Here is a 2,741-nt window from a genome sequence, read left to right on the forward strand (position 1 = left end):
CCGTGACCGATCAGCGAAGCCCGGGGTCACCGCGTAGTTCGGTTGTGCGATGCGGGATAGGAGAACCAAGCGCAAGAGGCCAGCGCGGCGGCGCGTCTCGGGGCTCCGCGGTCGACCGATGGCCGGTGCGGCGCCGCGATCTCGGTGCGATCCGTGCGACGTTGCGGGTGCGGCGGCCAGGTCGGAGTCTCGGTTCCCCTCAGCCGGCCGTCTTCTTGGGACGGCGAGGGCGCACGGGTGCCGTCCGAGTCGTCGGCGGAGACGAGTCGAGGGCGAGCGCCGCGTCTACGTCGCGAACGGCAGCCGGGCCTGCGCTGGAGGTCCGGTGGGCGCGAGGATCGGGACGCGCTCGAGCTCCGCGCAGCGCGCCGCGTCGGGCGGGAGGACTACCGCGACCGGCGCGAGGTGTCCGGCGCAGTGGGGGCACCGTTGCCCGTCCACGTCGTAGACGCGGGCCAGGAGCTGGGCCCACCTCGCGCGGTAGGGGACCGGCTCGAGCGGTTCGAAGGCGCGCTCCGCGAACCAGGCCCCTTGCGCGGCGACGGGGCCGACGGGGACCACCGCCGAGCGAAGACGAGCGGCGGGGGCGAGCACGCCGGCGTAGCGGAGCTGGTGTTGCCGCGGGGGCGGGACCAGCCAGGCGAGGCGGCGCATCAGCGCGAGGGGGTGCAGCTCGATCGAGCGCTGTCCGGAGCGGGCCGGGCTTCGGAGGGTGAGGCGAACGCGCTCCTCCTCGACGAGCTCGAGCTGCGCGGACGCGAAGGGGGGCCGCATGAGGTACCGGCAGAGCCGCTCGCGGCCGGGCTCGTCGCCGGCGGCGACGCGCACCGAGGCGTGCACCTCGAACCCGCGCTTGGGCTCGCGCGAGACGGCGTGGAGCAAGCCGGAGGGCTCGCGGGCCGCCTCGCTCCACCAGCCATCCTCGGCCTCGGGCTCGGGGGGCTGCTCTTCGAGGAAGCCGCGGCGCCGGAGCCAGCGCGTGAAGCGCTCCTCGACGCGGGCCTCCAGGGCGCGAAGCGCGCTCGGGCCGGGGCCCGTGTCCTCCACGAAGTCCAGCGTCTCGTCCTCGCGTTCGAGGTAGCCGCCGTCGAGCACGAGGACGTGGAGGTGCGGGTAGACGGTGAGGGTCTTCGTGAACCGCTGGAGGACGACGACGGCGCCGCACGAGAGCTTCGCGCCGGCGCGCGCGCGGATGCCGGCGGAGATCGCGGCCACGAAGAGGCGAGACAGGGCCGAGAGCGTCTCGCCTCTCGCCGCGAGCAGGGCGACCAGCTCGGAGGGGGGCGAGAGCACGTACTGCCGGATCGCGACCGAAGGGAGCACGCGCTCGACGAGGTGGTGAACGGCGTCGTGCATCCGGCGCGCGCCGCAGCTCGGGCACAGGCCGCGTCCCTTGCAGGAGAAGGCCAGCGCGCGCTCGGTGCCGCACGTGCGGCACCGCAGCTTGACGAACCCCTCGCGCGGGTCGCCGCACGCCATGAAGCGCTCGAGCTCGAGGCGGACGAACCCGGGCACCGCGCCGCCCTCTGCCTCCACGGCCTCGAGGTATCGAGGCCACCAGGCGCGCACGAGCGGCGTGAGCACGCCCTCCGTCGGGTCCCGCGGGACGTAGAGCCGAGCCTCCACGGCGCCGGCCAGGGCGCGACGCGTGCCAGCGCCCGCGGCCTCGGCTTCCGTCGCCGGTCGTCCGGTGCGCGTCCGGATTTCGCATCTTCGTCCGAGCTCGGCGTCCGAGAGCGCGGTGACCGCGCTCCACGCGCCGTCGGGGAGATGCCACGCCGCGTTCTCGCACGCGCTCACCGCGCTCCCGCCGGGCACGAGCTCCGAGATCGCCAAGGTCGAACCGGCTCCCCGCGCCGGTGCCCGAGGCGCTGACCTTGGCTCGGCACGCCGCATTGGAAGGCGGGTCAGGGCCGCTTCACCCTGAACGACCGCTTCGACACGAGCTTCACGCCCCTCGTGCAGATGCGCGTGAAGATCGAGATCGACACGCGAGCACGCCCTCGTGCATCACCCGCGCGCACCCGAACGAGCACGTTCCCCTCCGGGCGGCGGATCAGATAGCTCGTCGCGCCGAAACTCGCCTCGGCGTGATAGCCCGCGTGGTACACGGGCCCGTCGATCGGGATCGGGAAGGCCTCGAGCACCGGGCCCATCGCGTGCTTCTCGACGGTGCCGATCGGGCCGTCGGGCAGCTCACGAGCGCGAGGAGCGCGCGGTGAACCGCCTCGCCGTGCGGCTGGGTGTGCGCGCGCGAGGCGCCGGCGGCTGCGTCGAAGGTCTCCGGCCTCAGGCTCCGAGCCGGCTGATCACCGCCCGGAACTTGCTCATGCTCGTCCGCTCGATCCGCTCCACGCGCTCGATGTCCACGCGGATCTCGCCCATCCGCAGCCTCAGCTCGTGCCGGATCGAGGCCTCGTCGGTGTGGTCGTAGCCCGCCGCGGGCACCACCTTCACGAGCAGGCGATCGAGCGCCTCCTGGATGATCTGTGCCTCTTTCACCCGCTGAGCCATCTTGAACACCGGATCGAGCCGCCCGACGCGGCGGCCATCCTTGGTCACGAGCACGTCGTCCGCGCGGCCCTCGATCGAGCGCAGGATCGGCATCGCCGAACCGCAGGGGCAGCGCTCCTCGAGCGGCGCGAGCACCCCGCGATCGCCCTGCGGGTAGCGGATGAGGAGGTGGTCGCGGTTGAGGAGCCCGGTGAAGACGAGCTCGCCCGCGGTCCCCGGCGGGACCA

At 73.8% G+C, this 2,741-nt stretch carries 3 protein-coding genes; all 3 read right to left on the bottom strand.

Translation table 11 applies throughout. The features are described 5' to 3' along the window. Nucleotides 1-285 precede the first annotated feature (285 nt). A complete protein-coding gene (locus FJ091_22035; GenBank protein MBM4386029.1) occupies nucleotides 286-1,836 on the bottom strand; it encodes a transposase in 1,551 nt (516 codons plus the stop codon). Between the two features lie 71 nt (nucleotides 1,837-1,907). After that, nucleotides 1,908-2,156, bottom strand: a complete 249-nt coding sequence (locus tag FJ091_22040; protein MBM4386030.1) for a hypothetical protein — start codon at nucleotides 2,154-2,156, stop codon at nucleotides 1,908-1,910. 133 nt (nucleotides 2,157-2,289) lie between these two features. Continuing rightward, nucleotides 2,290-2,741: phenylacetate--CoA ligase family protein (locus tag FJ091_22045; GenBank protein ID MBM4386031.1), on the bottom strand; the 452-nt coding region annotated here is incomplete at its 5' end.

This window comes from Deltaproteobacteria bacterium (assembly GCA_016875395.1).
GTDB lineage: Bacteria > Myxococcota_A > UBA9160 > UBA9160 > UBA6930 > VGRF01.

Bases quoted from the DNA above. Each gene is read 5' to 3' on its own strand.
- FJ091_22040 (MBM4386030.1), bottom strand. From the start codon at position 2,156: ATGGGCCCGGTGCTCGAGGCCTTCCCGATCCCGATCGACGGGCCCGTG.